Origin of the sequence: Citricoccus sp. GCM10030269 (assembly GCF_042665635.1) — a bacterium.
GTDB lineage: Bacteria > Actinomycetota > Actinomycetes > Actinomycetales > Micrococcaceae > Citricoccus.
On record NZ_JBHTCV010000005.1, the window covers coordinates 311,472 to 336,596 of the forward strand.

Sequence of the window (25,125 nt, forward strand, 5' to 3'; positions counted from 1 at the left end):
AGCTGGGCGAGGGCCTCCGACTGGTGCTGATCATTCTCAGGGCTCACGGTGGGTCCTTTCTGGGACGAGTCGGGCATTCAGGTGTGTCTGTGCTGCATCCAAAACCTCATCCACGGTGATCCGGTCCAGGAGCGGATCGATCGTGTCCCCGTGCGGGTCACCCCACGCATCAGCCTCGGGGTCACCGTGCCACAACACAGTATGCAGATCGGGATCAATGGCCGGTCCCCACCGCTCGGGCGGTACCGGGCCGAAGAGCACCACGGAGGGCACGGCCCAGCCGGTGGCCAGATGTGCCACCCCGGTATCAGCGCTCAACACCAGTTCGGCCTCACGGATCACTGCCGAGTACTCGCCCAGGCCGTAGCGGCCCGTGTGATTCTCGACGCCGTCCAACCCCGCGGCGATGGCCTCGCCCAGGTGCGCCTCGGCAGGCGATCCGGTGACCAGCACCCGGATCCCGTTGCTCGCCAGTTCGGTGGCGGCCTGGCGCCAGCGATCCGCAGGCCAATGCCGCGACGCCGAGGCGGCCCCGGGATGGATCACCACCGGACCTCGTCCCTGACGACGCGCTCGCTCCTCGTCCGCCCGGGACCGGCTTCTCAGCCGCAGGTCCTCACGGGAACACTCCGCGCCGTCCTCACGCACCAGTCGGCACCACCGGTCGACCTCGTGCTCATCGGGCCTCCACGCCGGACCGGTGTGCCCGGCCTCGGCGGAGGCGAACGCGATGAGCCGGGCGGGGCGCACCGCTTGCAGCAGACGATGGCTCTGCGGACCGCGGCCGTGCAGGTTCACCGCGGTCAGCCCGGCAGGAAGATCCGGCAGCGGCACCAGCCCGGACAGGTGCAGCATCTCGTCCACGATCCCCAGCTCCTGCAGCAGACGACCGGGGGCGATCGGGCTGGCCAGCACGATCCGGCGGCGAGGATACCGGCGTCGCAGTCCCCGCAGAGCCGCGACGCCGGTCAGCGCGTCACCCAGCCCCAGGGCGCGCAGGACGAGGACATCGTCGGGCCGCAGCACCTGGTCTGACCCGCGAGCCTCAGTGCGCATCCACATTTCCAGCAGCGATGCGCTCCACAATGCTGGTGGTGGAGCGGCCCTCCACATACGGCAGCACCTCGACCTGGCCGCCCCAAGACCGCACGAGCGGGGCCTCCGGCAGCATCTCGGGGCTGTAGTCACCGCCCTTCACCCAGATGTCCGGCCGCAACCGGTCCAGCGCCGCGCCGGGAGTGTCCTCCTCGAAGATCAGGACGCCGTCCACATCGCGCAGCCCCATCAGCAGGGATGCTCGATCCTCTTGGCCGACAATGGGCCGGGCGGGGCCCTTCAGCCGCGTCACGGAGTCATCGGAATTGAGCAGCACCACGAGGACGTCACCGAGAGCACGAGCGCGCCGCAGGGTCTCGAGGTGGCCGGGGTGCAGGACGTCGAAGCACCCGCCCGTGGCCACGACCGTGCCGCCGCGCGCACGGGTGGCGGCCACCGCACGGATCGCCGCCTCGTGCGGGTCCTCGGCCAGGGGACGGTCCGCCGACTGGCGGTCCGACGTTGTTCCTCGGGGGCCGATGCGACCATCGCGAAAGGCGGCAGCACCGCCCGCCTCCACCCAGCGGGCCGCCGCTGTCACGGCGGCATCCACGGAACGGTGCACCGAGGCGCCGTCGGCGAGATGGACGGCGACGGCCGCGGCGAACCGGTCACCGGCCCCGCAGGGGTCAGAGGAGTCCACCGGGGTGGTCGGGATCAGTTCGGCCGTCCCGGAGGTGGCGAGGAAGGCGCCACTGGCACCCGCGGTCACCGCCACCGAGCGGGCGTCCCAGCCCACGCGCAGGTATTCGGCCAGTTCGTCGTCGGGCGTCTCCGAGGGAAGCGGCGCCGCAGCGCCGAGCGAGGACAGAGCCACGCGGGCTTCGGACAGGTTGGGAGTGATCACGGTGCAGCCGGTCACCGGCTCGCCTCCGCGCGGGTGCGGGTCCCACACCATCGGCACCCGCGGGGCCGCCTCGCTCAGGGCCCGCCTCACGGTCGGGTCGTGGGTCACACCACCGCCGTAGTCGGAGACGAGGATGACGTCGGCCCGGGCCAACAAAGACGTCAGACGCCCGGCATCGACGTCCACCGGCTTGCCGGAGCCGCCCTCATCGACCCGGACCAGGGTCTGTCCCCCACTGCGGATCCGCGTCTTGGTGCGGGTCCCGCCCTCATGGCCCAGAGCATGGATGTCGATACTGGCCATGGCCTCGCGCAGCTCGGCTGCGGAGTCGTCGTCGGCCATCGGCGCCACGAGGAGCACCTCGGGAGGCTCTCCCGGTAACCCACCGGCGGCGCCCGAACACAGCAGCGCGGCCAGTCCTGCACCACCGGGACTGGCATGGACGTGCTGGACATCCACCACAGGAACGGGGGCATCGGGACTCAGTCGTTCGGAAATTCCCGTGACATCTCGGTCCAGCAGTACGTCTCCCACCACGACGATCCGCGGGTTCATGGCGATCTCCTCCTGTCTCGACCCGGCACGGCGTCCGGACCTGGATGCCGGTGCGTGAAACCCTCTTCCATCACAGCACACAGTGTGTGCAGCAGCACGAGATGTGCTTCTTGAACCACCGAAGTGGTGTCCGCCGGCACGCAGATGGCCTCATCGGCCAGGGCGGCCAGCGGGTTCGGCCCACGGCCGGTCAGAGCCCACACCTGCAGCCCCTCCTGCCGTGCACGTCGTGCCGCTTCCATCACGTTCGAACTGGTGCCGCTCGTTGAGAGCAGGACCAGCACGTCCCCGTCCCGGCCGTGCGCCTGCACCTGCCGGGCGAACATCTCGTCCGCGCCGTAGTCGTTGACGATGGCCGTCAGCGAGGATGTCTCAGCGGACAGACACACGGCCGCCAGCGCCTGCCGGTCGCCCTGAAAGCGGCCCACGAGCTCGGCCGTGAAGTGCTGCGCCTCCGCCGCGCTGCCGCCGTTGCCGGCCGCGAGGACGCGACCACCGTCCCGGACCAACTCGAACAGGCGACGTCCCCAGCGATCCAGCAGACCGGCGTCGTTCTCCAGTTCTGTCAGAACGCGGTCGAGCTCGGTGCGGTGATCAGCCAGCCGTCTGCGGGTGGCCTCGGGACGGCTCGGGTGCTTCCGTTCGTATGTGCTCAGTGCCGACTGATAGGCCTCCTCGGTCAGCACTGCCGCCCGTTCCCAGTTGAAGAGCCGCTGGACGCGTTCGCGTCCGGCCTCACCCATGCGGGCGGCCAGCGCAGGATCCTCGGCGAGCCGTCGGATGGCGGCGGCCGTGGCGTCGACGTCTCGCGGGGGCACGAGCAGGCCCGTGGTGCCGTCGTCGATGCTGTCCAACAAGCCGCCCACGGCCGAGCCGACCACCGGGCGGCCGCACGCCATCGCCTCCAGGGGCACGATCCCGAACGGCTCATACCAGGGGGTACAGGTGACGACATCAGCCGAAGCCAACAGCCGTGCCGCCTCGTCCCGTCCGACGCGGCCGGTCAGGCTCACCCGGTCGGCCACTCCGTACTCCTCGGCCAGCGCCGTCAGGCGCACCGCCTCGGGATCGTCCTGAAGATCGCTCGGCTCCGGTCCCCCGGCCACCGTGAGGCACGCACCGGGCAGCTGCGCCAGAGCACGCACGACGACGTCCACGCCCTTGCGCTCGACCAGCCGGCCCAGCGCGACCAGCCGCACGGGATCGTCGGCGGCGCGTCCGTGGTTGGCGGTGCTGGATGAAGAAGCGGCGGGCGTGAACGCCTCGGCGTCCACCCCGCAGGGCACCACTCGGACCCGCTCGGGATCGGCGCCCAGGCCCATCAGCTCATCGACCTCGTCACGACAGGTGGCCAGCACGAGGTCGCTGTCGGCCACGAGGGACGCCTCGATGCCCAATCGCTCGGCGGGGCTGGTGTCCGCCAATCCCTGGTAGCGGCGCTTGACGGCGCCCAGTGCGTGGAAGGTCTGCACCATCGGGATGCGTGCGATCGACGCGGCCGCTGAGGCCGCCATTCCGGACATCCAGAAGTGGGCGTGCACGATATCCGGCACCCCGTCCCGCCGCCAGTGTGCCGACATCCAGCGGCCGAACTCGTCCATGTAGGCGATGAGCTCGTCCTTGGGGAGCTGTTCGGCCGGACCGGCGGGCACGTGGATCACCGCCACTCCGGGGGCGGCCTCCACGCATTCGGGCAGGGAGGCGTCGTCTCGGCGGGTATAGACCCGGACCCGGTGACCTCGCCGGCCCAGCTGGGTCGCGAGTGCGGCGACGAAGACGTTCTGCCCGCCGGCGTCCACGCCACCCAACGCGGCCAAGGGCGAGGCATGCTCTGATACCAGTGCGATATCCATCAGGCGACCACCCTTTCCACGAGTGCGTCCCAGTCGGCGAGGAAGCGCTCGAGTCCGTATCTGTCCTTGGCGTGCGACCGTGCCGCACGGCCGGCCTCCGCGGCCAGCTCAGGTTCGTCCAGCCACTGCCGGCCTCGCTGTGCCAACTCGTCCAGGTTGTTGCTGAGCAGTCCGGCCGAGGCCGGAACGGCCCGCGCCGCCTCAGTGGTGGACAGCGCCAGGACGGGGATGCCGAGCGTCATCGCCTCCAGCAGGGCCAGGCCCAGACTCGTCCACCGGTAGGGGTGGAAGTAGGCGCGATGGGCGGCCAGGGCATGGTGCAACTCGGACTGCCGGAGGTTCTCGTGCAGAGAACCCCCAAGCCAGGGAGCGACCGATGCCAGCGAGTCCATGCCCATACCGTAGACCTCCACCGGCAATTCACGAGATAACCGCAGCATCAGGTCGGTACCGGCCACGCGCGTTCGGCGCACCGGCTCGTTCACGACGACGGCTAGAGAACCGCGCTCACCGGTGTACAGAGCCCCGGGGTCCAGGACCCCGTGTTCGATCACGTCGGTCGGAGCCGTGCCGGTGTCCCACATCACCTGATTGAAGTAGGTGACGTGCACGACCGGGATGGCGTCCTGATCGGCGTAGGGATGCCGAGACGCCGCGGCGGACCCGGTGGGCGCATTGTGCTCGAGGTAGACGGCAGGCACGTCGACGCCCGCCCGCAGTCCGGTCCACTCCTGCAGAAGGGCGGCCTCATGCGGGCGTTGCAGCACGACGAGATCGGGGCGACCACTGGACCCGCCGTCACCGGCCACTTCCCCGGCCAGTTGCTCCGCCGTGACTTCGCGGGCCGAGGCCGGCCAGTCCCAGGTTTGGGCCCGGCCCCGGCCGTCCGGTCCCCGTTCCTCGTCCACGGGCAGCAGGTACTCGTGAGCACCCTGGACGAACGCCGTCATCCATGAGCCGTGCACGTGCCAGATCAGAATCTTCATCGGTCTCCTCCGGGCGTCAACGGGGGTTCAGTGCTTGTCCTCAGCTCCGCGACGGCGGCGACGACCTCCGCGCCGGAGATCGAACTCAGACACGGATGGCCCGAGATCGGACAGTCGCGCGCTCGGCTGTCCCGGCAGGCGGCGTGCTGGTCGCCGAGCAGGCGGACGGGCACGCCATAGGGTTGCCAACGATCGGCCGGCACCACGGGCGAGAACAAGGAGACCACGGGCGTCCCGACGGCGGCCGAGAGATGCGCCGGACCGGTGTTGCCGACGACCGTGCAGTCGGCGCCGTCGAGCACCGCAGCCAGCCCGGGCAGGTCCGTGCGGCCGGCCAGATCGAGGACGGCACCCTCCGGACACTGCTGCCGCGCGCCCTCCACAGTGGCCGCGACCAGGTCCTTTTCGGCCGGCCCCCCGGTGACCACCACGGTGTGACCGGCGTCCACCAGTGCCGCCGCGATCGTGGCGGCGTGGTCGGGCAGCAGGCCTCGGGCCGGGACGGAGGCACCGGGGTGCAGCACCACGTAGCGTCTGCCGTCCAGGGCCTCTCGCAGGTGTTCGGGCATTTCGGGAAGCGGTCGTCGCACCTGCAGGCGGGGATGGGCCGGACGCGGAGCCCCTGCCGCGACGGCCGCCTCCAGCGCCGCCTCGACCTCATGGCCGCCGCCGGGTGGGTCGGGGCGCTTGAGCCGCACATCGAGCAACGAGCCGGGGTAGTCCGTGCTCGTGCCCACGATGTGCTCGATGCCCGCCATCCGAGCCAGCAGGGCTATCGGCAGGGGGCTCTGATGGAACGAGGTGAAGATCACCGCCTGGTCGTATCCCGGTTCGCGGAGCCGCTCGACCAACCGGTTCGTGGCCGCGACGTCGACGGGTGGCGGACGGAACCCCGACCACGGTGCGGAGAACTCCAGCACGGTCTCCACGCCCGGCAGCAATCGCGCGGCCGCGGCGCCGGAGGGAGAGGCCAGCAAGTCCACGGTGCCGATACGGGCCAGCGCCTGGATCGCGGGCCCGGTGAGCAGGACATCACCGTCGGAGTCGAGTCGAACCGCCAGAATGCGCCTCATGTGCCCGCCCGGTCACCGTCCCCGGAGGGGGTCGATGACGGCGTCGGGGCCTGTGTCTGTCCGGAGGACCACGTGAGAACGAGGTCGACGGCGGCACCGAGGTGGGGTGCCGTGACCGGGGCGTCGACGATCTCCTCGGCGCGGGTGACGGAGGTGGGTACCAGTATCGAGCGAGCACCGGCGGCCTGGGCGGCCTCGATGTCCGCCCCGATGTCACCCACGAGGACGCATTCCTCAGGGCGCACCCCGAGTGCCTGCGCCGCGGCCAGCACCATGCCCGGGGCGGGTTTGCGGCACTGACACTGATCGTCCGGCCCATGGGGACAGACCTGCCAGGAGTCGAAGGGGCCTAGCAGCTCGTCGACCCGGGCATTCACCGCGTCCACCTCGTCACGAGTGATCAGCCCACGGGCCACACCGGACTGATTGCTGACGACGGCGGTGGCCAGCCCCGCTGCGCGAATGCGCTCAAGCAGTTCTCGGGCGCCGTCGACGGGCCGTACCCGCTCCGGATCCCCGTTGTAGGGGACATCGTGGATCAGGGTGCCGTCCCGGTCGAAGAGCACGGCCCGGGGACGCACGGGCCAGGGACCCGCAGTCCGATGCTCCAGCCAGCCACGGAGCCGGTGCCGGACGGCGCTGGGTGGAATGGTGACACTGGTCAAGGCCATCCGGCGCACCTCATCGGCGAACTCGGGATTTCCCGGGCGCGGCCCCGGAGCCAAACGGCCCGCCAGGAACCGCCCCGTCAACAGGGCCCAACCCAGCGCCCCGGCTCCGGCCAGGGAAAGGGCCACCGGGCTCGAGCGCCGTGGACCGGCCACAGCACCGACCGCACCGAGCACGGCGAGGGCTGCGGCCGACGTCGTGGCCACATGCCAGCCGAAGGCGCCCGGCGGTGCCTCAGCCCGCTCACGCCACTGTGGTCCGTGAAGGCGGCGCATCAAGGCGTTGTCCGCATTGCCGGACTGGACCCGCTGACTGACCCAATCGTCGGCGGGGCGGACCGGGTGGATGATGTTCCGCTGGCCCCGCACCAACCGATGACCGGCCTGACGAACCCGCAGGGCCAGGTCGGCGTCCTCGCGATAAGCCCGGGGGAACCGCTCGTCGAATCCCCCCACCTCTTCCAGGACGCGGCGTCGGTAGGCCATATCCGCCGTCGCCCAGTCAGCGTCCTCCAGGGAAGCGGTGTTGCGTTCCCAGTCGGTCGGCCGGCGATCAGCCGGCAGCGGAACGGTGATGCGACCCTGAGTGGCCCCGACCTCCGGCGGACAGTCAGCGAGGTCCTCGACCAGTTTCCGCGCCCAGTCGACCGGCAGTTCGACGTCGTCGTCCACGAAGGCGATCCATTCCACAGACGCGTCGACGGCGCGCCAGCCGCGGTTGCGTGCCGCGGCCGGGCCCCGGCCGTAACCGCGGACCACACGGACGGGTTCGCCGGCCACGGTGGGAGTCAACGGAGTCAGCGGCTCGTGGGCGTCTTCCGGTTCCCGGCGGTCGTCCACCACGACGATGTCGACGGGTGCGGGGTGCTGGTCATCGGTGTCCAGAGCGGCCACCGTCTCCAGCAGGCGGTCCAGTGAGGGCCGGCCGACGGAGGGAATCACCAGTGCGTACGAGGACGGTGTGCTTCCCTGGACGCTCGTGTTGTTGCTCGCGGGGCTGTTCACGGGGTTGTTCATGAGGCAAAGAACTCCGCGCGGCGAACCAGATGAGGGCCGAGAACCAGAGCGGCGACCGGCGCCGAGCCGAACAGCTCCAGGGCGTCACGAGGGTCGTCCACCATGGGCCGACCGGCCGTGTTCAGACTGGTGTTGACGACCACCGGAACCGAGGTGCGCCGATCAAGGGCCCTGAGCAGGGCGGCGATGCCGGGATTGTCCCGGTCGCTGACCGTCTGAATCCGCGCGGAGCCGTCCACATGGGTGACGGTGGGGATGCGTTCTCGCCATGCCGGAGCCACCTCGTGGGTGAAAAGCATGTACGGACTGGGAATCGGTCCGCCACTGAAGATCTCGGCGGCCCGATCCTCCAGGACCATGGGCGCCACCGGACGGAACTGCTCCCGGCCCTTGACGTCATTGAGCCGCTCCAGGTTGTCCGCGTGGATCGGGTTGGCCAACAGAGACCGGTGGCCCAGGGCCCGGGGACCGAATTCGCTGCGGCCGTCGAACCAGGCGATCACGCCATTGCCCTCGAGGATCTCCGCCACCTCATCAGCCAGCGCCTCGCGGGATCCCGGCGTGGTGAAGGGGACCTGGGCGGTGTCCAGCCATTGGGCCAGTTGCTCGTCCGTCCAGCTCCGGCCGAGGGCGGCGGTCGGTGCCGGCTCAGCGAGATCCCCGGCCTGCTGCGCCAGGGTCAGGGCCGCACCGAGCGCCGTGCCGGAATCGCCCGACGCCGGCTGGACCCACACATCGTCATAGCCGGCTTCGCGCCAGATCCGGGAGTTGGCCACACAATTCAGCGCGGTGCCGCCGGCCATGGTCAGGATGCGCTGCCCGGTCTGTTCGCGCAGCCAACGAGCCAGCTCCACGAGGGTCTCCTCCACCACCGCCTGCACGGACGCCGCGAGGTCAGCATGCGGTCCTCCCCAGGTGCCGTCGTCGATGCGTCGGGGGGCGAACCGCTCCCACTCCGGAGCGCGGGCGGTGAATCCTCCATCGCCGGTGGCGTGCACGAACTCCCGCAGTTCCTCCAGGAAACGCGGCTGCCCGTAGGAGGCCAGCGCCATGACCTTGAACTCGTCCGATGAGCGCAGAAAGCCGAGGTGGTCGGTCAGGGATTCGTAGACCAGCCCCAGCGAATCGGGTAGCGGCTGACGGGCCAGGATGGAGAGCTCTCCGTCCACGTACTCGCCGGCCAGGTACGAATGCCCTTCTCCGCGGCCGTCCGAGACCAGCACCGCACCGCTGCGGTAGGGACCGGCCAGACCGGAGGATGCGGCGTGGGCCACGTGGTGCTGAACGAAGCTGACGCGGGAGCGGTCCAGCCCGGGCAGGGCCTCGGCGATGAACCCGGGCGCCCGGTGGACGTAGTCCTGCCGGATGTGGTCGTACGGGTCATCAGGGATCTCCGCCGCGAGCTCGGGATCGAAGGAATATCCCACCCCGTCCAGGTCCGCGGCGGTGATGCCGGCCTCCGCCAGCACCCAGCGCATGGACTGCTCCGGGAGTTCCCAGGCGGAGAACGGCACCGGCCGCTTTCCGTGCTTACGTCGGGAGAACCTCTCCTCCTCGGCGGCAGCGACGACTCTCCCATCGACCACCAGAGCAGCGGCCGGGTCGTGGAACGTTGCATTGATTCCCAGATAGCGCACCCAGTTAGTGTTGCATACCATCCGCTGGGCGGCCGGGAGCGCGGCCTGGACGGCGGATTACCGCGTGTCAGGAGCGGTTTCCGGTGATTTCAGTACCTGGATCAGTTCCGACAATCCAAGGTCGACCTGACCATCGGTGTCCCTCCGTGAGGCCATGTTCTCGGCCAACTCTGCGGCCAGGGATCGGCCTTCGGCCAGGCACCAGTCCAGGGCCGCGTCAAGGGTCACCTCGGTGACGTCGTCCGCAGTCAGCACCGTCGGCCAACCGAGGGCCCGAGCCTGTGCCGAGACCTTGCCCCCGCCGGCCACCGGGTCCACCGCCACAGCGGGAACGCCCGAGGCCAGCGCCAAGACGAGACCATGCATCCGCATCGTGACCACCGCGTCCAGCCGCCCGATCACCGACTGCAGCTGCTCCGGCGATGACGGCAATCGCCAGTCCCGAGGATCGAGCCGGGTGTCCAGATCGAGCCGGGCGGCATCACGGTGGGTCAGCCACCGCTGGACTGTGTCCCGCACCGTCTCGTGCCGACGTCGTGCTCCGTACTCCCGCTGGCCCGCCGTGAGGAACACGCCGACGACCGGCGGCAGGGGCATCCCGCGTGGGGCTGAGGAGGTCGCCAGGTCCGGTCGCGGCTCCTCGCCCGGCCGGTCGCGGGCGATGACCTGATGAAACCCCGCCACGACCGGGTCTCCGGGATCGATGACGCTGACGCCGATCGCGATCCGGGTGCAGTGAGCGTAACGCTCGTGCAACTCGGCGATGGCGGCACCGGTGAGAGGGCCACAGACGAACACCAGATGGCTGTAGTGCTCGGGATCGGCGTCGTCCAGGGCCAGGCCGCCCGGTGGGCACATGACCCGACTCCACGCCGTGTCGTATCCGATGCCCGCCCGGTCCAGCGCCCGTTCCACGGTGCGCATGGCCAACACGTCCCCGGCGGTGGCTTCGCCGTGCAGCAGGGACGGCCAGCCGGTGATCAGGACTCGGGAGGCAGTCACCGCAGAACGGACTCGTAGACCTCGACCGTCCGGCCGGCGATGGCATCCCACGAGAAATGGTCGATGGCGCGTTGCCGTCCGGCGTGGCCCATCCGGGCTGCCTGCTGGCGATCGTCGAGTACGGAGGTGAGAGCGGCGGCGAAATCACGCACAAACTGCTCCGGATCCACTGGCGTGCCCGTGCCGTCGCTCGCCTGCGCCAGCGGCACCAGACGCCCGGTGACGCCGTCCTGGACGACCTCGGGAATGCCGCCCACAGCCGAGGCCACGACGGCGGTCCCGCACGCCATGGCCTCCAGGTTGACGATCCCCAGGGGTTCATAGATCGATGGGCAGGCGAAGACGGTGGCCTGGGAGAGGATCTGCATGATCTCCGCTCTCGGCAGCATACCCTCGATCACCACCACGCCATCTCGAGTGGACTGCAGTTCGGCGATGAGACTGTTGACCTCGGCGGCCAGTTCGAGGGTGTCGGCGGACCCGGCGCACAGCACCAGCTGCACCTCGGGGTCGAGCTGTGCGGCGGCACGCAATAGGTGTGGAACGCCTTTCTGTCGGGTGACCCGGCCGACGAAGGCCACGGTCGGTCGACGCGGATCGATGCCATGTCGCTCAAGGGCTTCCACCCCCGTCTGAGGCGTCCAGAGTTCGGTGTCGATCCCGTTGTGCACCACGCGAACCCGCTCCGGATCGACGTCCGGATAGGCGGCAAGAATGTCGCGGCGCATGCCTTCGGACACGGCGATCACGGCGGCCGCCGAGGAGTAGGCGGTGGCCTCGGCCCAGGTGGAGACGCGATATCCGCCACCGAGTTGCTCAGCCTTCCACGGTCTCAGAGGCTCCAGTGAATGGGCGGAGAGGATGTGCGGGACACCGTGCAGCAGTCCGCCGAGGTGGCCGGCCAGGTTCGCGTACCAGGTGTGGGTGTGGATCAGGTCCGTCCCGGCCAGGTTCGGCAGGATGGCCAGGTCCGTGCCGAGAGTCCGCACGGCCGCGTTAGCATCCTCTAGTCCTCGGGGGATCCCGTAGCTGCTCACCGTCGCCCCGTGGTAGTCAGAGTCGCGAGCTTCGCCGAAGGCATGGACCCGCAGGTCCAGCCGCCCGGCCAGAACCCTGGACAGCTCGGCGACGTGCACGCCGGCGCCACCGTAGATCTCCGGGGGGAATTCCTTGGTCACCATGTCGATCCGCACCTGCTCAACGTAGTGGAGCACAGAGAACTGGGGATAGTGTGAAGACACGGAGACGCCACGGACGGAACGGTGAGATCGAGATGCCACAGACGAAGGTACTGGCGGTTGTTCTGGCCGGCGGCGAAGGCAAGCGGCTGATGCCCCTGACGGCTGACCGGGCCAAACCGGCCGTCCCGTTTGCAGGAAGTTACCGGCTGATCGACTTCGCCCTGTCCAACCTCGTGAATTCCGGCTATCTGCAGATCGTGGTCTTGACGCAGTACAAATCGCATTCGCTGGACCGGCACATCTCCGAAACGTGGCGGATGTCCACGCTCCTGCAGAACTACGTCGCCTCGGTCCCCGCGCAGCAACGCCGGGGCAAGGACTGGTTCCTGGGCAGCGCCAACGCCATCTACCAATCGATGAACCTCATTCATGACGCCCGTCCGGACATCGTGGTCGTCATTGGCGCGGACCACGTCTACCGGATGGATTTCCAGCAGATGGTGGACCAACATATCCGGTCTGGGGCCTCAGCCACCGTCGCGGCCGTGCGGCAACCACTGGAATTGGCCTCCTCGTTCGGGGTCATTGAGACAAAGCCGGATCAGCCGGAGCGCATCGAGCGGTTCGTGGAGAAGCCCGCCACGACGCAAGGACTGGCCGACGATCCCACGCACTTTTTGGCCTCCATGGGCAACTACGTCTTCACCGCGGACGCGCTGGTGACGGCTCTCAACGAGGACGCCCGCGCCGAGCAGACCAGCCATGACATGGGCGGCGACATCGTCCCCTGGTTCGTGGACCGCAATGACTGCGGCGTCTACGACTTCACCACCAATGTGCTCCCCGAGGAATCCGGCGGGATCCACTACTGGCGCGATGTCGGCACCCTGGACTCTTACTACGAGGCCCACATGGACCTGGTGAAGCCTTGGCCGGAGTTCAACCTCTACAACAGCCAGTGGCCTGTCTTCACTCGCCAATCCGTGTCCCCGCCGGCCAAACTAGTGCGGTCTGCCACCACTCGTCCCGGAACCGCCGTCGATTCGATCCTGTCCCAGGGGGTCGTCATCTCGGGCGGCACGGTGGCGCAATCGGTGCTGTCCACGGATGTCCGGGTCGGCAATGAGGCCTGGGTAGAACAGTCCGTGTTGTTGGACTGCGTCCAGATCGGCCCGGGCGCGAAGGTCCGCAACGCGATCCTGGACAAGAACGTTATCGTCCCCGAAGGCGTGCAGATCGGCTTCGATCGTGCGGCGGACGAGGCGCGCGGGTTCACGGTGACCGACTCAGGGCTGACCGTCACCGCGAAGGGTCAGTACGTTCTTCCGCTGGCTTAGTAACAAACCCTTCCCCTTGTAGGCGTACCTACAAGGGGAAGGGTTTGTTAGCGCTGAGCGGTGCCGAGTTAGGGCCAGGACGGCTCCTCGGCGTGGGCGATGAACAGCTCGCGCACTTCGCACCCGGAAGGCTGAGACAGGGCGAAAATTACCGCGTTGGCTACATTCTCCGGATCGTTGAGCTGGGAGTCGTCCTGTGGCTTGTACTGCTCGGTCCGGTCATCAAAAAACCGCGTCTTCATCCCACCCGGGATGAGTTGGGTGACGCCGACCTCGCCCTTGAGTTCCGCGGCCAGTGCCTGAGTGAAGCCCAGGACGCCGAACTTGGAGGCGCAGTAGGCGGTCGCGTCCGAGGCACCCTTGAACGCCAGGGTGGACGCGACCGTGAGCACGCGACCTCGCGAGGCTTTCAGGGCCGGCAACGCGGCTCGGACGGTGGAGACCGTTCCCAGCAGATTGACGCGGACCACCAGCTCCCAGTCCTCCACGGAGACATCCTCGAGTCGGCCGCACCGGTCGATGCCCGCGGCGGTGACGACGGCGTCGAGCCCGCCGGCGTCCTCAGCGGCACGCTGGACCGTCTCGGTCACCGCTGCCGTATCGGACACGTCCACCTGGTACGCGGAGACGTCTCTGACCGAGCTGATGTCCCGGTCCAGAACAATCGGGATGCCACCATGGTCATGAACGGCGGCCGCGACGGCGGCGCCCAGGCCAGAGGCGCCGCCGGTGATCAAGATCCGGCCAATGCCGGAAGACTGAGTGTGCATACATTCCTCTCACTGACACGACCGCCAGATCGGCAGCCTGATTCACCCAACCGTAACCGAGGCCATTAGGGTCAGAGGCATGACCGCAGAGATCACCGTTCTGAGTCCGCACGACGGCACGTCCGTCGGAACCCTGCCCTGTGCCAGCGAGGACGACGTTCGCGGTGCCGTTGCAGCAGCGAGGGCGGCGAGCCGCGCCTGGGCCCGCACCAGTCCAGAGGAGCGGGGCACGATTCTCCGGACAGCAGCCGACGCCCTGGCCGAGCATGCCGAGGAACTGGCTGCCCTCAACACCCAGGAGACCGGGAAGCTGCCCGACGAGGCGCGCGGCGGAGTGGAGGCCGGCGTCGGGACACTGCGTCAGTACGCCGAGCTGGGCCCGGTACACCGCGGACACAGCCTGCGCGGCAGCGCGCTGGCCGGCGACTGGACAGTGGCCGAGCCGCGTGGCGTGGTGGCCGCGGTGACCCCGTGGAATGATCCGGTCGCCGTCGCCGCCGGTCTGCTCGGTGCGGCCCTGGTCACCGGCAACACCGTGGTGCACAAGCCGAGCGAACGCTGCCCGCACACCGGCGCCCGCCTCGGGGAGGTCCTCTCCGCCGCCTTGCCTCGGGACGTGTTGATCACCGTCACCGGGGGCCCGGACACCGGCCGAGCGCTGACGCGCCTGCCCGACCTCGACGTCGTCGCCCATGTCGGCTCGAGCGCGACCGGCGAGGCCATCGCCCGGGCCGCCGTGGAGACCGGGGTCCACGTCATCCGGGAGAACGGCGGCAATGACCCCCTGGTGATCGATGATGACGTGGACCCGAGCTGGGCCGCTGAGCAGGCGGCCATCGGCGCCTTTACTAATGCCGGTCAGATCTGCACCTCGGTGGAACGGATCTACGTTCACCGGGGCATCGCCGAACCGTTCCTCGAGGCGCTGGCCGGCCAGGCCCGCAGCCGGAACACCGACGGATCCCTGGCCCCGCTGGTGGACCACCGGATGCGTGAGGAGGTCCACCGTCACGTCACCGAGGCACTGGATCGCGGAGCCACGGCCCTCGAGGGCGCGCGCATCCCGGACGGAGCCGGTTCCTCGTATCCCGCCACCGTCCTGCGGGACTGCACCGACGACATGCTCGTGATGAGCGAGGAGACCTTTGGCCCGGTCGCCCCTGTGCTCGTGGTGGAGAGCTTCGACGAAGGACTGCGCCGCGCCGCCGAGGATCGCTACGGGCTGGCGGCCACGGTCCTCACCGGCCGGATCAGCCATGCGCAACAAGCGATCGCGGAGCTCGAGGTGGGCACCGTCAAGGTCAACAATGTCTTCGGTGGTGCTCCCGGTGGCGCTGCCCAGCCCCGCCGGGCCAGCGGCGACGGATTCGGCTACGGCCCCGAGCTGCTCGACGAGATGACCCAGGTGAAGGTCGTGCATGTGGAGATGCCGCCGGTCTGAAACGGTGGTTGAATAACTGCATGGACGCATCCCTCGACCGCCTGAACCTGACGCGCGCCGAGGCACAGGCCCGCTCGAACCTGCTGATCACCCATGCCTACGACGTGTACGTGGACGTCTCCGAGGCACGGCACCCGTCGGTGACTCACTACCGGTCCGCGACGACCATCACCTTCTCGTGCCGTGAGCCGGGCACCTCGACCTTCCTGGACTTCGTGAACGACGGCGTCGAGTCGGTCGTCCTCAACGGGCGCTCCCTCGATCCACGGCGAGTGGCGGGGCGGGCGCGTGTGCTGCTGGAGGACCTCGAGGCCGAGAACGAGGTCACCGTCGTCGGGAACGCGCTCTACTCGACGTCGGGAGAAGGGCTGCACCGCTTCGTGGACCCCACGGACGGTCAGACCTACCTCTACACGCAATACGAGCCCGCCGACGCCCGGCGAGTATTCGCCAATTTCGAGCAGCCCGATCTCAAGGCGCGGTTCACGTTCCATCTGACCGGACCGAAGGACTGGGAGCTGGCGTCGAACCAGGCGGAGTCCGCGCGTCGGGACGGTGAAGGTGACCTCGTCACCGTGGATTTCGAACCCACTCCCCCACAGTCCACCTACATCACCACGCTGCTGGCGGGCCCGTACGCCACCTGGACCGACCGCTGGGACGGGCACGTGGCCTCCAGTGCGCCGTCCGTCCCGCTGACGCTGTACTGCCGCACCTCGATGGCCGAGGCCATGGACGCGGACACGGTGTTCTCGACGACGAAGGCCGGGCTCGACTTCTTCCATGATCTGTTCGGCGTGGCCTATCCCTGGGGCCGCTACGGACAGGCCTTCGTGCCGGAGTACAACCTGGGCGCCATGGAGAACCCCGGACTGGTCACCTTCACGGAGGACTATGTGTTCACCTCCCGCGCCACGGCGTCCCAGTACGAGGCCCGGGCGACCACGATCATGCACGAGATGGCGCACATGTGGTTCGGCGACCTGGTGACCATGCGCTGGTGGGACGACCTGTGGCTCAAGGAGTCGTTCGCGGATTACATGGGGACGCTCGCGGTGGCCGAGGCCACAGCGTACACGGGCGCCTGGACCACCTTCGCCAACCGGCGCAAGGGCTGGGCCTATGTCCAGGACCAATATCCCACCACGCATCCCATTCTGGCGGACATTCCCGACTTGGAGGCCGCGCGGCAGAACTTCGACGGCATCACCTACGCCAAGGGCGCCTCGGTACTGAAACAACTGGCCGCCTACGTCGGTCGAGAGGCGTTCACGGCGGCCTCCCGGCAGTACTTCGCGCGCCATGCCTGGGGCAATGCCGAACTGCACGACTTCCTGACCGTCCTGGAAGAGGCTTCCGGACGCGACCTCTCGGACTGGGCGCAGCGGTGGCTCAAGACCTCCGGCGCCTCCGAGTTGAGCGTGGCCGACGGAGAGCTGCACCAGCAGTCGCGGGATCCCGCCACCGGCACCGAGGTGCTGCGGCCGCACCTGGTGCGGGTGGGCTGGTACGAGCCCGACGACGGCGGGCGCCTGGTGCGGGTGCGTTCCGTCGAATGTGAGGTCGCCAGCGGGCCCGACGGCGCACGGACTCCAGTGGATCTGCCCTCATCCGATGCCGCCCTGATCCTGCCGAACGATGAGGATCTGACGTACGCCACCCTCAGCCTGGACGAGCAGTCGCTGCGCACGATATTGCAGTATCCGATCGACGACGGCCTCGCACGGGCCACCGTGTGGGCGTCCCTGTGGACGATGACGCGCCAGGCCCAGTTGCCGGCGGACCAGTTCGTGGACGCGGTGTGCCGACTCTCGGGTGAGATTCCCGACGTCGGCATGTACGCCCGCGTGCTCGACCAGGCCGCCACCGCGGTGGTCCGGTATGCACCGGCCGGTCGCCGAGGTGAGCTGCGGTCTCGGCTCGGGCTGGCCCTGCGCGAGGCGCTGCAGTCGGTGGGCCCCGGCAGTGATCGTCAGCGCTCGGCGGTCAGGACCTCCGCTCGACTGGCGCGAGGTGCCGCCGACCTGGGCGAGGGATCGGACCGGGCCGACGAGTTTGTGCCCCTGCTGGAGGCGCTGGCCCATGAGGGGCCGGTCGCCGAGAGTGTGGCCCCCGGGCTGGAGGTGGACGCCGAAATCCGTTGGGCGGCCCGGCTGGCACTGGCGGCCCTGGGCCGGACCACGCAGGAGTCTCTGGACGCGGCCCTGGCCGAAGACGTCACCGCCCGGAACGCGGTGTGGCACCGGACGGCCTCCGCGGCGTTCCCGGACCCCGCCGTCCGCGAGGCCGCCTGGAACGCGGTGATGACCGGGCAGACGGCGGATGGACAGGTCTTGTCCAACGATCACCTGTCGGCGACGGCCGCGGGATTCACCGCGTCTCGTCAGGACCTCGCGGACCCGTTCACCGAGCGCTTCTGGCCGGAACTCGAACACCTCTGGGCCAGCCGCTCCAATGGATTGGCCTCCCGCACCATCCACGGGCTCTTCCCCTCAGCGCAGGACGCCCTCGAAGAGGCATCGGAACAGGCTCAACACCCGGTGGTGGAGGCCACTCACACCTGGCTCGACAACCATCCACGGGCGCCCCGGGCCCTGCGCCGGATCGTCATCGAGGAGACCGACGATCTGCTGAGGTCGCTGCGGGCGCAGTCCGCGGCTCCGTCACTCGAAACGGCCTGAGTCTCACGGCACGCGGGCGGTCCAGGCCGGCGTCGCGAATTTCTCCTCGGCCAGTGCCTCGGCGCGGGCGATCTCGTCCGCGGTGAGTCTCACGCGCGCCGCCCCATAGCGTTCCGAGAAGGTGTCCATCATGGTCTCCCAGATCTCCGGGCGGCTCAGCCCGGTCTGACGACGCAGCGGATCGACGCGCTTTGTGGCCGAACGAATGCCCTTGTCCCGGATCTTCTCCCGGCCGATCCGCAGCACGTCGGTCATCTTCTCCGCGTCGATGTCATAGCTCATCGTGACGTGGTGGAGCAGGCCGCCGTTGGCCAAGCGCTTCTGCGCGGCACCGCCGATCTTGCCCTCGGGCGTGGCGATGTCATTGAGCGGCTGATAGAACGCCTCCACGCCCGTCCGGCCCAAGGCGTCCATGGTCCAGGCATCCAGGAACGGGTAGGACTCCGCAAAGCTCAGTCCGTCCACGAGCGACTGCGGCAGGTACAGGGAGTAGGTGACGCAGTTGTCGGCCTCCATGAACATCGCTCCGCCACCGGAGATGCGGCGGACCACGGTGATGCCGTGCCGCTCGACGCCGGCCGGATCGACCTCATTGGCCAGCGACTGGAACGTTCCGATCACCACGGCCGGCTCGGTCCACTGCCAGAGCCGCAGCGCGGGTTTGCGACGGCCGGCCGCCACGTCCTCCGTGAGGATCTGGTCGAGGGCCACCTGCGTGGTGATCGGCAGCGGCTGCGGTTCCAGGATCTCCCACTCGTGATCACTCCACGTGCTGGCGTGTCCCAGCGCACGGCGCACCGCCGTCGCCACCGCCGCCGGGTCGAAACCGAACATCACCGCCCCCGTCCCGACGGCGGCGCTCACCTGGTCTGCGATGGTCGCGTGGGGCGCGTCGTCGGGCAATCCGAGCAGGGCGGCATTGATGTCCGCCAGCGCCTCATCCGGTTCGAGGAAGAAGTCGCCGTTGATGCTTGCTGCGGTGACAACACCCTCGGTGACGGTGAGGTCCGCGATCACCAGCTTTCCGCCGGAAACCTTGAACTCGCCGTGGTGGGTGTAGTCACTCATGACTCCATCGTAAGGAGTCAGAACAGGCTCGGCCGTCGTGCTCCGTCACCTCGCCCAGTGACACTCACCTCACGTTTTGCCTTGCTGGCGCGTCTACTGTGTGATGACGATGACTGAACCGTTCGAGCTGGCCGTCCAACGGCACGGTGGCACCGTGCTGCGGGTGTGCCGTGCCGTGCTCGGTGCTGGACCCGATGCAGATGACGCCTGGCAGGAGACCTTCCTCGCGGCGTTGAGGTCCTGGCCGGACTTGGACCCCGAGACTCCTCTGGAGGCGTGGCTCGTCCGCGTGGCCGGACGAAAGGCGATTGACGTGGTGCGAGTGCGCCATCGCTCCGCCGTTCCCACGGACCGACTTCCGGAGAGGCCGGCGGTGATGGAGAGTCCCGTCATGGAGCATCCCGGGATCTGGACCGCGGTGGCCGCCCTGCCGGAACGGCGACGTCTGGCGATCGCCTATCACTACCTCGGCGGATTGCCTCACGCCGAGACTGCCGCACTGATCGGCGGATCGGTGGAGTCGGTCCGCAGAGCCTCCTCGGACGGCCTGAAGTCCCTCCGGGGCGCCCTCGGTGCGGAGATTCCCTCCAGCGGGCCCGGGACACTGGGCCGAACCCCACTCCACGCGACGAGCGGAAAGGGATCCTCATGACGAGACAGGAGATCGAATCGGATGCTGCCGTGAGGGCGTCATTCTCCGTTGCCGAGGCTGACTTGAGATCCCTGCGTGACCGGCTCGCCGCCCGGGCGGATGAGGAGTCCCTGCTCGAATTGGCCTATCGGGTGGTCGAGGGTCCCGTCGGTCGGCTCTTGCTCGTCTCAGGTGAACGCGGCCTCGTCCGCGTCGCCTTCGACAGCGAGGGATTCTCCGCGGTCCTGGCCGGAGTGGCCGAACGGCTCAGCCCCCGCCTGATGCACGCTCCATGGAAGCTCGACCCCGTGGCCCGGGAACTGGACGAGTACTTCGCCGGTCGACGCCAGCGCTTTGACGTGCCCCTGGATTTCACGCTCTCGTCCGGATTCCGGCGAGCTGTACAGCAGGAACTTCCCAGCATCGACTACGGAAAGACGTCGACCTACGGCCGGCTGGCCGAACGGCTCGGCAATCCTCGAGCGGTGCGCGCGGTGGGGACGGCCTGTGCCACCAATCCACTGCCCGTGGTGGTTCCCTGTCATCGCGTTCTGCGCTCGGACGGCAGTTTGGGCGGATACCTGGGCGGGCTGCAGGCCAAATCCACGTTGCTCGAACTTGAACACGCCAACAGCACGAAGTGAGGACAGCAGTGACGGAAACCACCATGGGGTTGGTCATCGGGGACGACGGGTTAGCTCGCCCGCCGTGGGCAGCGAGGGATCCACTGCTGCGCGACTACTACGACTCCGAATGGGGAATGCCGGTCCGGGACGAGCGCGGGTTGTTCGAACGCTTGAGCCTGGAGGCGTTCCAGTCAGGGCTGTCCTGGGTCACCATTCTGCGCAAGCGACCGGCGTTCCGGGAGGCATTCAGCGGCTTCAACCCAGATGCTGTGGCCGGTTTCGGTGACAAGGACGTCGAGCGGCTGATGGCCAATGCGGGCATCGTGCGCAACCGGGCCAAGATTCTCGCCACGATCGGCAATGCCCGGGCCACCGTCGCTCTCAGAGAGTCCGGGGGTCTCAGTGATCTCGTGTGGTCTTTTCAACCCGAGGAGAGCCCCCGGCCACGGTCACTGGAGGAGATCCCGAGTCAATCGTCCGAGTCGGTGGCCTTGTCCAAGGCACTTCGCGCCCGTGGTTTCAGGTTCGTGGGACCCACGACGATGTTCGCGCTGATGGAGGCCGTGGGTATCGTCGACACCCACCTGCTCGGTTCACATCGCCGTGGGACCTCTGGGGTCTGGCCCGCTGGCTAGGACCGGGACCGTCGCCACTCCTGGCCGACGGCCCCGTGCCCATGCCCTTCAATGGTCGACCTACTGCGCTGGCCGAATTTCTGACAGGCGGAGTTCATCGTTCGTCGAAGAGTTCGGCGTGTATTCCACCGTGGGAGACTTGCTCATCAGACCGGTCATCCGAGCGATGTACGCGAACTGCACGAGGTTTTCGCGCTCGTACTCGAAGGCGTCGGCGTAATCCTGCTGACGCTCGGCTCCAGTCTTCGTGGCAGCCTCCTCGAGGATCGCATCGAACTCGGGAGTGCCAAACATGCTCATGGAGCCATCGCTGGCCATATATGAGTCGACGCTGAAGGATGCATCGCCTGCTTGGTTGCCGTGCTGGACCAGCATGGCGATCGCCCCCTCGTCCTTGATAAACGGCTCAACCTGATATTGAAGACCAACAGACGTCTCCACGACCTTGGCGTCCACGTTCAGTCCGATCTGTGTCAGCTGATCCTGGAGCACTTCGGTCAACTGCGAGATCTTAGGGAACTGACCGTTGCGTGCCACGATGGAGATTTTCGCGTTCGTGTCCACACCATCAGCTTGTGCTTCGGCAACCAGTTCCTTGGCTTTCTCCACATCGGTTTCCCACGGCTTCAGTGATTCATTGAAGCCGACGATCCCTGGAGGGACGAGCTGCTCGGCAGGTTCGCTCTCATCTACGTAAAGGGAGCCCGTGATGCCGTCCCGGTCGATCGCGTAGTTGACGGCCTGTCGTATACGGATGTCGTCCAAGGGAGCGATGTCGCCGCTGAATCGCAACGCAACGGTCTCGTTGTTGGGATACGACACGGCCAGATCGCCGGCGCCGTCTGCCGAGCTGATACCCGTGGCGATGTCGGCTTCGTTGCTCGCAACCATGGCAGCACGAACACTTCCCTCGGAGCGCCATACGTAATCGACGGCAGGATAGGCAGGAGCCTCTCCCCAATAGTCTTCGTTCCGCTCCAACGAGATCTTGACGCCGGAATCCCACGTCCTGATCGAGTACGGCCCGGTCCCGACGGGTTCTCGCACCTTGGCCTCCGCCGAACCTTCGGCTGGCGCGCCGATCTCGATGAAGGACAGGCGAAGTGGGAGAACCGGATCCGGTTGTTCGGTCGACACCTTCAGTGTGGTGTCGTCGATGGCCTCCACGAGAAGGTCGGCGTCTCCGAAGATCTGACCTTCGACGTCGCAACCCAATTGCCCGTTGACGGCGCGGTCGATGGCGTCTGCGGCTGTTTGGGCGTTGAACTCCGTCCCGTCGTGGAACGTGACGCCCTCCCGCAAGGTGAAGGTCCAATCCTGATCATTGGTCGTCTCCCAGTCGGTCGCTAGGAGGGGTTCCAACTCGCCCGAATCGGGGTTGCGCTCGACCAACGGTTCAGTGATGTTGGAGCGGACGAGCATTCCGGTGGAGGAAAGGGTCGAATCACAGGGTTCCAGCGTCGTCGGCTCAATGGCCAGAGCTATGCGTAATCTGTCCGCGCTCTCCCCACCCGCGTTCGATTCCGAGTTGGCCACGCCGCAGCCGCTGAGCAGCAAGCTCGTCATGGCCGCCAGCGCCAGTGGCGTCCGAAGGCGTCGAACCAGTCCCGGCGCCTCGTCAGAAGTGGAAGTCATCATTGGTTCCTCCGGATGGTGAGTGATGGAGAGTTTTCTCTGTGCCGGCGCCGCGGACGCGGGCGGACCATAACGAGGCCAGTCGCAGAAGGGCGTGACCTATCATGTCGACTATGACGTTGTCGTCGGATGCCGGTTTCTTGGCTCCTCTTCCCCCTCCGGATACAGTCCCCACGCGAACTGAGATGATCGTCGAGTCCCTGAAGGAAGCCATCTTCTCTGGCCGGCTGAAACCGGGCGAAGTACTGGTGGAGCGAAAGATTGCCGAACAGCTCGGAGTTTCCAAGACGCCCGTCCGAGAGGCGCTGATTGTGCTCCAGCGTTCCGGTCTGCTCTCCGTTGGTCAGCGCAGCATTGCCGTCCGAACTCTCAGCTTCACTGAGATTCGGCACGTGTATGAGGAACGTGTGCTGCTGGAGCCGTGGGCCATCATCGATGCGGCTAGGGTCAATCCCGACTTCTCCGCGGCCAGAGCCGCTCTCGACGAGGCCCGCCAACATGCGGCCGCAGGGGACACCGTGGCGCGCGCGTTGGCCAACCGCCGGTTCCACCGCGGAATGTACGCGAACAGCGAGAACACGATCATTGTGAAGTCCTTGGACAGCCTGCAGGACCTGACGGCGCTCGCCGTGGTCGGCGTGCTGTGGGAGCACTGGCCGCAGTGGGGAATAGAAGGCACCGAACACGAGGCGATCCTTGAGGCCGCCCAGAGCGGGGACCCCGAACGTGCGGCTGAGCTGATGCGGCGGCATATCACCACGTCGATTGAACGGGCCGCTGCGAGCGAACGTTCGGGGAGCTAGCCGACTCAACGTTGCCCCCGCCGATACATCTGCATGGTCTGCTCGTCTGGAGGATAGGTGCCGCGCAGGGGGTTGCCGTCCTCAATCCGGGACAGCACGAACTGCTCCAGCTTTTCCTGCTCCAATGAGTCAGCCGCCACAGATTCCGCAAGGTGCCTCGGGATGCAGACCACACCATCTCGATCGCTGACGATGATGTCACCGGGATAGACAGCCACCTCAGCGCAGGCGATGGGCACCTGGAAGTCAACGACGTGGTGTTGCGCCAAGTTGGTGGTGGGAGACGGCCCCGCGGAGAATGTTGGCAAGTCCAGGGATTCAAAACCGTCCATGTCCCTCAGCGACCCGTCTGTCACGACTCCGGCCGCCCCGCGAAGACGCAGTCGCGTGGCCAGAATGTGTCCCAGCGAAGCTGCACGCTTCTTCCCGCGGGAATCGATCACGAGGACGTGACCCGGTTGTACGGATTCCACGCCTTTTCGCTGAGGATGGTCGTAGTCCTGAAAGATCGATGGGACGTCAATGTCCTCCCGAGCGGGGATCGATCGCATGGTGAAGGCCTCTCCGACCATGCGTTGGCGCGCAGGGTTCGAAACCGACAAGCCCTCCAGGTAGGTATTTCTGAATCCTCGGGAGAGCAACTGGGTCGTGATAGTTGCGGTACCGACGGAAAGTAGAGTGCTCTTCGTCTGATCGCTGAGTAATGAAGGCCCTTCCAGTGGCCCGTCGGTCACGCTCTGCGTGGTCCGGTCTATTGCATTGGTCGACACCAGGGATCCTCTCGATACAGTCCTTGGGTTGGTATACCAAGATACCAAGCCAAGATATCCGAGAATGAGGTCGGTGGGAAGCGTCAGAGCAAGCGCGCCGGCATGGCGATTAAGAGCTTTTGCACCACCGTGGCATCACGTCGAGCACAAAAGAACCGGGGCGATCCCGGCCGTCCTGTTTCAGGAAAGCCCGGATCGCCCCGGTTCGTGGTCTATGCGTGTGGGTGGCGCGACCCTTACTTCTTGCCGCCGAAGCCCTTGAAGCGAGCGTTGAAGCGCTCCACGCGGCCGGCGGTGTCCATGATCCGCTGCTTGCCGGTGTAGAACGGGTGCGAGGCCGCGGAGATCTCCACGTCGATCACGGGGTAGGTATTGCCGTCTTCCCACTCCATCGTCTTGCTGGAGGACGTGGTGGAACGGGTCAGGACCTTCTCGCCGGAGGCAAGATCGTTGAAGATCACCAGCTGGTAATCGGGATGAATGTCAGTCTTCATGGGAATCCTTCGTTGGCGCCACTGGATTTTGCCAGCGGCTGAGAGGAACGTCGGTAGTCGGCCGGAGTATGGCCAGCTATCCACTATAACTCATTGGTCAGCTAGCAGCCGCAGCCTTCTCGTACCGGTCGGACCGATCATCTGACCTTTTCCGCCGGCAGAGTCATAGACGCAGGCGGTGGAGGAGAACTGCTTCTCCTGGTCACCGCCGGTCTCACCGCCGTCGGGCTGCTGGACTTCGACGAGTTGACCGCCGTCGACCTGGGAACTTTCACCCACGCGCACGGTATTCGTGAACGTCGCTGAGTCTTCTGGGTCGA

The 25,125-nt window shown here is 67.6% G+C and carries 22 protein-coding genes; 7 read left to right on the forward strand and 15 right to left on the reverse strand.

Features of this window, described 5'->3' with window-relative positions; genetic code table 11:
• Positions 1-36: 36 nt before the first annotated feature.
• Genes ACFQQD_RS08545 through glgA form a run of 9 tightly spaced genes read right to left on the reverse strand, consistent with a single transcriptional unit; the run spans position 37 to position 11,926 of the window.
• Positions 37-1,056 (reverse strand): glycosyltransferase family 9 protein, encoded by a 1,020-nt coding sequence (locus ACFQQD_RS08545; RefSeq protein ID WP_378088298.1) that lies wholly within the window; start codon positions 1,054-1,056, stop codon positions 37-39.
• Entirely contained in the window at positions 1,046-2,497 is a 1,452-nt protein-coding gene (locus tag ACFQQD_RS08550; RefSeq protein WP_378088300.1) for a PfkB family carbohydrate kinase, read from the reverse strand. The genes ACFQQD_RS08545 and ACFQQD_RS08550 overlap by 11 nt, the downstream gene beginning before the upstream one ends.
• Complete coding sequence (locus tag ACFQQD_RS08555; protein ID WP_378088302.1) at positions 2,494-4,350, reverse strand: glycosyltransferase; 1,857 nt, start codon at positions 4,348-4,350, stop codon at positions 2,494-2,496. The genes ACFQQD_RS08550 and ACFQQD_RS08555 overlap by 4 nt, the downstream gene beginning before the upstream one ends.
• A complete protein-coding gene (locus ACFQQD_RS08560; RefSeq protein ID WP_378088304.1) occupies positions 4,350-5,336 on the reverse strand; it encodes a glycosyltransferase in 987 nt (328 codons plus the stop codon). Before ACFQQD_RS08560 ends, ACFQQD_RS08555 begins: the two co-directional genes overlap by 1 nt.
• Positions 5,333-6,409, reverse strand: coding sequence for a glycosyltransferase family 9 protein (locus ACFQQD_RS08565; protein ID WP_378088306.1), 1,077 nt, complete (start codon positions 6,407-6,409; stop codon positions 5,333-5,335). Before ACFQQD_RS08565 ends, ACFQQD_RS08560 begins: the two co-directional genes overlap by 4 nt.
• The gene (locus ACFQQD_RS08570) at positions 6,406-8,094 is read right to left on the reverse strand and encodes an HAD-IIIA family hydrolase (protein WP_378088308.1); all 1,689 of its coding nucleotides are present in this window, start codon (positions 8,092-8,094) and stop codon (positions 6,406-6,408) included. The genes ACFQQD_RS08565 and ACFQQD_RS08570 overlap by 4 nt, the downstream gene beginning before the upstream one ends.
• Positions 8,091-9,731, reverse strand: coding sequence for a carbamoyltransferase (locus ACFQQD_RS08575; RefSeq protein WP_378088310.1), 1,641 nt, complete (start codon positions 9,729-9,731; stop codon positions 8,091-8,093). The genes ACFQQD_RS08570 and ACFQQD_RS08575 overlap by 4 nt, the downstream gene beginning before the upstream one ends.
• A gap of 57 nt (positions 9,732-9,788) precedes the next feature.
• Entirely contained in the window at positions 9,789-10,733 is a 945-nt protein-coding gene (locus tag ACFQQD_RS08580) for a polysaccharide pyruvyl transferase family protein (RefSeq protein WP_378088312.1), read from the reverse strand.
• Positions 10,730-11,926: a glycogen synthase gene (gene glgA, locus ACFQQD_RS08585; RefSeq protein WP_378090055.1), complete on the reverse strand. Its 1,197-nt coding sequence runs from the start codon at positions 11,924-11,926 to the stop codon at positions 10,730-10,732. Before glgA ends, ACFQQD_RS08580 begins: the two co-directional genes overlap by 4 nt.
• Before the next feature lie 80 nt (positions 11,927-12,006).
• Here glgA and glgC point away from each other — a divergent pair, with 80 nt between their 5' ends.
• A complete protein-coding gene (gene glgC / locus ACFQQD_RS08590; protein ID WP_378088314.1) occupies positions 12,007-13,251 on the forward strand; it encodes a glucose-1-phosphate adenylyltransferase in 1,245 nt (414 codons plus the stop codon).
• Between the two features lie 68 nt (positions 13,252-13,319).
• Here glgC and ACFQQD_RS08595 read toward each other — a convergent pair whose 3' ends face one another.
• Positions 13,320-14,021 carry an SDR family oxidoreductase gene (locus tag ACFQQD_RS08595; protein ID WP_378088316.1) on the reverse strand — a complete coding sequence of 234 codons (702 nt, stop codon included), beginning with the start codon at positions 14,019-14,021 and terminating at the stop codon, positions 13,320-13,322.
• A 79-nt stretch (positions 14,022-14,100) separates the two neighbouring features.
• On the opposite strand from ACFQQD_RS08595, the gene ACFQQD_RS08600 reads away from it, so the two are divergent.
• On the forward strand, positions 14,101-15,462 hold the full coding sequence (locus ACFQQD_RS08600) for an aldehyde dehydrogenase family protein (protein WP_378088318.1): 1,362 nt from the start codon (positions 14,101-14,103) through the stop codon (positions 15,460-15,462).
• A gap of 20 nt (positions 15,463-15,482) precedes the next feature.
• On the forward strand, positions 15,483-18,143 hold the full coding sequence (pepN, locus tag ACFQQD_RS08605) for an aminopeptidase N (RefSeq protein ID WP_378088320.1): 2,661 nt from the start codon (positions 15,483-15,485) through the stop codon (positions 18,141-18,143).
• A gap of 3 nt (positions 18,144-18,146) precedes the next feature.
• On the opposite strand, the gene ACFQQD_RS08610 is transcribed toward pepN, so the two are convergent.
• Entirely contained in the window at positions 18,147-19,211 is a 1,065-nt protein-coding gene (locus ACFQQD_RS08610; protein ID WP_378088322.1) for a biotin/lipoate A/B protein ligase family protein, read from the reverse strand.
• Between the two features lie 109 nt (positions 19,212-19,320).
• On the opposite strand from ACFQQD_RS08610, the gene ACFQQD_RS08615 reads away from it, so the two are divergent.
• Genes ACFQQD_RS08615 through ACFQQD_RS08625 form a run of 3 tightly spaced genes read left to right on the forward strand, consistent with a single transcriptional unit; the run spans position 19,321 to position 21,103 of the window.
• Positions 19,321-19,863 carry an RNA polymerase sigma factor gene (locus ACFQQD_RS08615; protein ID WP_378088324.1) on the forward strand — a complete coding sequence of 181 codons (543 nt, stop codon included), beginning with the start codon at positions 19,321-19,323 and terminating at the stop codon, positions 19,861-19,863.
• Positions 19,860-20,486 carry a methylated-DNA--[protein]-cysteine S-methyltransferase gene (locus tag ACFQQD_RS08620; RefSeq protein WP_378088326.1) on the forward strand — a complete coding sequence of 209 codons (627 nt, stop codon included), beginning with the start codon at positions 19,860-19,862 and terminating at the stop codon, positions 20,484-20,486. Before ACFQQD_RS08615 ends, ACFQQD_RS08620 begins: the two co-directional genes overlap by 4 nt.
• Before the next feature lie 23 nt (positions 20,487-20,509).
• Positions 20,510-21,103 (forward strand): DNA-3-methyladenine glycosylase I, encoded by a 594-nt coding sequence (locus ACFQQD_RS08625; RefSeq protein WP_378090057.1) that lies wholly within the window; start codon positions 20,510-20,512, stop codon positions 21,101-21,103.
• 60 nt (positions 21,104-21,163) lie between these two features.
• Here the strand turns inward: ACFQQD_RS08625 and ACFQQD_RS08630 are convergent, their stop codons facing one another.
• Positions 21,164-22,669: an ABC transporter substrate-binding protein gene (locus ACFQQD_RS08630; RefSeq protein ID WP_378090059.1), complete on the reverse strand. Its 1,506-nt coding sequence runs from the start codon at positions 22,667-22,669 to the stop codon at positions 21,164-21,166.
• Between the two features lie 182 nt (positions 22,670-22,851).
• Here ACFQQD_RS08630 and ACFQQD_RS08635 point away from each other — a divergent pair, with 182 nt between their 5' ends.
• Positions 22,852-23,541, forward strand: a complete 690-nt coding sequence (locus tag ACFQQD_RS08635; RefSeq protein ID WP_378088328.1) for a GntR family transcriptional regulator — start codon at positions 22,852-22,854, stop codon at positions 23,539-23,541.
• 5 nt (positions 23,542-23,546) lie between these two features.
• Here ACFQQD_RS08635 and ACFQQD_RS08640 read toward each other — a convergent pair whose 3' ends face one another.
• The 3 genes from ACFQQD_RS08640 to ACFQQD_RS08650 form a co-directional block, all read right to left on the reverse strand.
• Positions 23,547-24,311, reverse strand: a complete 765-nt coding sequence (locus ACFQQD_RS08640; RefSeq protein ID WP_378088330.1) for a ribonuclease activity regulator RraA — start codon at positions 24,309-24,311, stop codon at positions 23,547-23,549.
• Positions 24,312-24,547: 236 nt separating this feature from the next.
• On the reverse strand, positions 24,548-24,805 hold the full coding sequence (locus ACFQQD_RS08645; RefSeq protein WP_378088332.1) for a type B 50S ribosomal protein L31: 258 nt from the start codon (positions 24,803-24,805) through the stop codon (positions 24,548-24,550).
• Positions 24,806-24,895: 90 nt separating this feature from the next.
• A complete protein-coding gene (locus ACFQQD_RS08650) occupies positions 24,896-25,084 on the reverse strand; it encodes a hypothetical protein (RefSeq protein WP_378088334.1) in 189 nt (62 codons plus the stop codon).
• Between the last annotated feature and the right edge of the window lie 41 nt (positions 25,085-25,125).

Coding starts and splice junctions, on each gene's coding strand:
- ACFQQD_RS08545 (WP_378088298.1), bottom strand. CDS start 1,056: ATGCGCACTGAGGCTCGCGGGTCAGACCAGGTGCTGCGGCCCGACGAT.
- ACFQQD_RS08550 (WP_378088300.1), bottom strand. CDS start 2,497: ATGAACCCGCGGATCGTCGTGGTGGGAGACGTACTGCTGGACCGAGAT.
- ACFQQD_RS08555 (WP_378088302.1), bottom strand. CDS start 4,350: ATGGATATCGCACTGGTATCAGAGCATGCCTCGCCCTTGGCCGCGTTG.
- ACFQQD_RS08560 (WP_378088304.1), bottom strand. CDS start 5,336: ATGAAGATTCTGATCTGGCACGTGCACGGCTCATGGATGACGGCGTTC.
- ACFQQD_RS08565 (WP_378088306.1), bottom strand. CDS start 6,409: ATGAGGCGCATTCTGGCGGTTCGACTCGACTCCGACGGTGATGTCCTG.
- ACFQQD_RS08570 (WP_378088308.1), bottom strand. CDS start 8,094: ATGAACAACCCCGTGAACAGCCCCGCGAGCAACAACACGAGCGTCCAG.
- glgC (WP_378088314.1), top strand. CDS start 12,007: ATGCCACAGACGAAGGTACTGGCGGTTGTTCTGGCCGGCGGCGAAGGC.
- ACFQQD_RS08595 (WP_378088316.1), bottom strand. CDS start 14,021: ATGCACACTCAGTCTTCCGGCATTGGCCGGATCTTGATCACCGGCGGC.
- ACFQQD_RS08600 (WP_378088318.1), top strand. CDS start 14,101: ATGACCGCAGAGATCACCGTTCTGAGTCCGCACGACGGCACGTCCGTC.
- pepN (WP_378088320.1), top strand. CDS start 15,483: ATGGACGCATCCCTCGACCGCCTGAACCTGACGCGCGCCGAGGCACAG.
- ACFQQD_RS08610 (WP_378088322.1), bottom strand. CDS start 19,211: ATGAGTGACTACACCCACCACGGCGAGTTCAAGGTTTCCGGCGGAAAG.
- ACFQQD_RS08615 (WP_378088324.1), top strand. CDS start 19,321: ATGACTGAACCGTTCGAGCTGGCCGTCCAACGGCACGGTGGCACCGTG.
- ACFQQD_RS08620 (WP_378088326.1), top strand. CDS start 19,860: ATGACGAGACAGGAGATCGAATCGGATGCTGCCGTGAGGGCGTCATTC.
- ACFQQD_RS08625 (WP_378090057.1), top strand. CDS start 20,510: ATGGGGTTGGTCATCGGGGACGACGGGTTAGCTCGCCCGCCGTGGGCA.
- ACFQQD_RS08630 (WP_378090059.1), bottom strand. CDS start 22,669: ATGACGAGCTTGCTGCTCAGCGGCTGCGGCGTGGCCAACTCGGAATCG.
- ACFQQD_RS08635 (WP_378088328.1), top strand. CDS start 22,852: ATGACGTTGTCGTCGGATGCCGGTTTCTTGGCTCCTCTTCCCCCTCCG.
- ACFQQD_RS08645 (WP_378088332.1), bottom strand. CDS start 24,805: ATGAAGACTGACATTCATCCCGATTACCAGCTGGTGATCTTCAACGAT.